Source organism: Oleiphilus sp. HI0117, assembly GCF_001635235.1.
Genome location: NZ_LWGA01001072.1, coordinates 1 through 3,411 on the forward strand (window position 1 = coordinate 1; position 3,411 = coordinate 3,411).

A 3,411-nucleotide genomic window follows, 5' to 3' on the forward strand; every position below is an offset into this window, starting at 1 on the left:
TCTTGAGCGATAACGTACTCTCTTCTATCTCTTACTTGCATCAGTTTATTCGGTATAGCGAAGAGCAAAACCTGGAACTCAATTACTCACACATTACTAACACACTAGAAAAGCATAAGGGGCAGGACTTTATCCCCTTTAACGATTTCAAGGACTTTGTTCATGACATTTATAGTAAGTCCAGTTGTCCATGGCTAGGCCTTCACTTTGCCCAAAAAATTCAGCTTTCCAGCCATGGCAGCTTAGGTTTTGCCGTTTCTCACGGTATTGACTTAGGCGAATGCCTTGAGCTGATTAGCCGCTATTATCAAACCCGCTTGCAAGCCATCGGAATTAACATTCAAGTTAATGGCGAAGATTGCCTTTTAGAAATTAAAGAAACTTGTACATGGGAGCCCATACGAGAATTACTCTACGAAGTTTTACTCGCGTCTTTACTCAACGTTATAGAGTTTGTAATTGGCAAGGGCGTCGAACAGTGCACCGTTTGCTTCCCCTATAAGGCACCCGCATGGCAAGACAAGTACGTAGAGCTACTGCCTTGCTCTGTTCACTTTGACGCTAAGACTGCCGGAGTCACTATCCCAAAGTCTTTACTTAAGATCACCAGCGTTACGGCAAACCCTCGCTCTGTTGAACTGGCGCGCGCACAATGCGACGAAGAGCTTTCTCGTCTGAACCAATTTGATAGCCTTGAACAAAAAGTTGTCTCGCTTGTTGAACAGGCTCACGATTACTCTTTATCGATAGAAGAAATCGCGAGAAACCTGAATATGTCCAAAAGCACACTCGCGAGAAAGCTAAAAACAGAAAATACTTCTTTTAGTAAGGTCATGGCTAACTTACGAAAAGCTCAGGCAAAAAACTTACTACTGAATACCCAATCAAGCATTGAAGCCATTGCACTGACTCTAGGCTATGATGATGCTTCCAACTTTAACCGTTCATTTAAGCGCTGGTTCGATAGCTCACCATCGCAATTCAGACAAGCTCACAAACAGTCCTTATAAGCCAAGATCTAGTCTTTATTGAATCAAAATGACTACTAGTTGAGCCCAAATAACCTGTTTGCGCTAGTCACGCTCTCGTAGAATGGTTTTCATCAAAAGTGCCCACGCACCTAGATTAAACCCTATAAGAAAAACAAGAGAGCGTATTATGAACACTACCGTTTACCCTCAGCAAACTGGCGCATGGATCCGTAGCAAACGCTACTGGTACTTACTCTCTATCCTTACGCCAATGATTCCTTTAGCCTCCGCTTATGCTGCCGTTGAAACCGGTTATGGCCTTTGGCTTTGGTTTACTGTGGTTTTTCTTTACGGCATGCTACCTCTAGCTGATCACGTATTTGGTGAAGACCGCGCTAATCCAGACGACGAACTCGTTTCACAGCTCAAAGACCAAAGCTATTATGTCAATATTATGTATATTGCGACCGCCTTGCACTGGGTTTCTCTCGTTGGTATCGCCTTTGTTGTATCTCAATATAACTGGTCCTGGATCAATATACTCGGCGCTGCACTCAGTGCGGGTATTCTCAACGGCTTAGGTTTGGTTGCAGGTCATGAAATGGGGCATAAAGTGAAAGATAGAAAGCAAGTTGCCGCTGCGAAAGTCATGCTGGCTACCAGTGGTTACGGCCACTTTTTTATCGAACACAATAAAGGACACCACAAGGATGTTGCAACACCAGAAGATCCAGCATCTTCACGCTTTGGAGAGAATATTTACAAGTTTGTAAAAAGAGAGATTCCTGGTGCGTTTCGACGAGCCTGGGGGCTCGAAGCAAACCGCTTGCACCGTTTAGGAAAATCAGAATGGTCTTGGGATAACGAGATTCTGCAACCAGCAGCGCTCACCATTTCAGCCTATACCCTGATGCTTGCCTTTTTTGGCCCGGTTATGATCCCCTTCCTATTAATCTCGGCCGCTTATGGTTGGTGGCAGCTGACATGCGCCAATTATGTAGAACACTATGGATTACTTCGTTTGAAAAAAGAAAACGGCCGCTATGAGCGCTGCCAACCTCATCACTCCTGGAATAGTAATCACAAAGCATCCAACCTGGTTTTATTACACCTTCAGCGACATTCAGACCATCATGCGCACCCTACACGCCCATATCAAGTTCTTCGTGATTACGACGACGTCCCCTCTCTACCTTCTGGCTACCCGCTTATGTTTTTGGTTGCCATGATCCCACCACTCTGGTTTTCAATCATGGACAAAAAAGTCATAGATTGGGCTGGTAATGATATGGACAAAGTCAATATAGACCCAGACTCCAAAGAACTGGTCTACAACAAATATCACCAGCCACCTGTGAGTGATAAAGTCAGCGAAACAGCCGAAGCAGCTTAAGAGACATAAGGAGGTTTAGACCATGAGTCAATTTCAATGCCCTGACTGCGGCTATATATATGATGAAGCTAAAGGTGCCGAGCACGAAGGCTACCCCGCTGGCACTAAGTGGGAAGAGGTTCCTGAAGACTTTCCCTGCCCTGAGTGCTTTGTCAGAGAAAAACCAGACTTCATCGCCCTATAAAGCAATCAACTTACCCGGACAGAGCAATGCCCGGGTATTTCTACAAAAGGCCAAGCTTGATCTATATCAGCTTGGCAGCATAAATAATTTTATTTTAGAGCGAACCCGGAGCTCACACTCGTTCCCATTAATTCACCCACGCGATGCCCAGAACAACTATCACGTTTATCAAGCTGGCACATACACTAAGCAAACGACTGCAGCACCACCACACAACTGTTTACTGGTTTTGACGATCCGTGAACTAGAATTTGTTTAGGCCCTTTTCCTTACCTTTATTTCGCTTTCAATGCGCTCTAATCTAGGCTTGCAAATATTTCGCACAGCAATCGCAAAGGACAATTCACTATGCACCTACTCAACCCAAAGAAGTTTGCTCAAGAATAACCTGACAAAGAAACGCGCGACATCATGCTAAAGACTATCGACTTCTTTGAAGGGCTAGGGCTCGCGAAAACCAAAGCCAATTATGAGAGTCGACGCTGGTACACTGAGTTTCTTGAATTCAACAAGAAGGAACAGATTTTTGCCAAACTACTCACCCCAAAAGGGCTCGGAAAAACTCGCTTCCACGACTATCACTTGGCGTATGATAAATGCGACTTGCCCAACGTCAATATTTTCAAAAAGCAGATAGCCATCTTCAAAAAAATGCTCATGCTGGCCCGCCCAAATAAGATGCAAATTAAGGACATCGACTTTTTACTCATTGTCGGTGAGTTATTTACCTTGGTCGCTTACGGCCAGTTGATTTTAGAAAGCTGGGATCTGAATGAAATTGACGATGACCTAANTGATCAAATATTTGATTTTATGGTCAGAGACTTCTCAAAATATGCACTTCAACTTTACTCTAAAACTAG

General features: G+C 44.1%; 3 protein-coding genes. All 3 read left to right on the forward strand.

What is annotated here, in order from left to right; translation table 11 throughout:
• Positions 1–1,010, forward strand: a 1,010-nt coding sequence (locus A3757_RS19150) for an AraC family transcriptional regulator (RefSeq protein WP_068740114.1), incomplete at its 5' end; no start/stop codon positions are given.
• 148 nt (positions 1,011–1,158) lie between these two features.
• A complete protein-coding gene (locus A3757_RS19155) occupies positions 1,159–2,364 on the forward strand; it encodes an alkane 1-monooxygenase (RefSeq protein ID WP_068514162.1) in 1,206 nt (401 codons plus the stop codon).
• 22 nt (positions 2,365–2,386) lie between these two features.
• Complete coding sequence (locus A3757_RS19160; RefSeq protein WP_068509148.1) at positions 2,387–2,548, forward strand: rubredoxin; 162 nt, start codon at positions 2,387–2,389, stop codon at positions 2,546–2,548.
• Positions 2,549–3,411 lie beyond the last annotated feature (863 nt).

What these genes read in the sequence shown, in the direction of transcription:
- A3757_RS19155 (WP_068514162.1), top strand. Translation starts at nt 1,159, where the DNA reads ATGAACACTACCGTTTACCCTCAGCAAACTGGCGCATGGATCCGTAGC.
- A3757_RS19160 (WP_068509148.1), top strand. Translation starts at nt 2,387, where the DNA reads ATGAGTCAATTTCAATGCCCTGACTGCGGCTATATATATGATGAAGCT.